The 333-nt window shown below is 46.5% G+C and carries 1 pseudogene; it reads left to right on the top strand.

From position 1 onward, the window contains the following. Nucleotides 1-214, top strand: a pseudogene (locus M3661_RS30045) (IS21 family transposase); the annotation flags it as partial. Nucleotides 215-333 lie beyond the last annotated feature (119 nt).

The raw sequence follows: 333 nt of genomic DNA, 5'->3' as shown, positions 1-333 counted from the left end.
GAAAAACGAAATGCAACTTTCGCGAGCCAAGATCTACGAACGGCTAGAGCATCCGCCAGGGGAAGCACAGGTGGATTTCACCACCATTCAAGTGAGTCAAGCACAGCAACTGCTCACCTATAAACTGGTAGTAGTGTCCTTTCCATATAGTAATGCTTCGTTTGTTTATCCAACACCGGCGGAGAATCAGGAATGTTTTCTGGAGGTTTTGTAATCCATACAGCGGACATGAGAAAGGGCATGTGGAAAACAAATGCGGATATGCCAAACGCAACTGGGCCGTTCCCATTCCGATCTATGAAAGTCATGAGCAGCTGGTGTCTTTTTTCATGG

Origin of the sequence: Paenibacillus sp. MER 180 (assembly GCF_023713665.1) — a bacterium.
GTDB lineage: Bacteria > Bacillota > Bacilli > Paenibacillales > Paenibacillaceae > Paenibacillus_B > Paenibacillus_B suaedae.
This window is presented reverse-complemented; position numbering and strand designations above follow the sequence as displayed.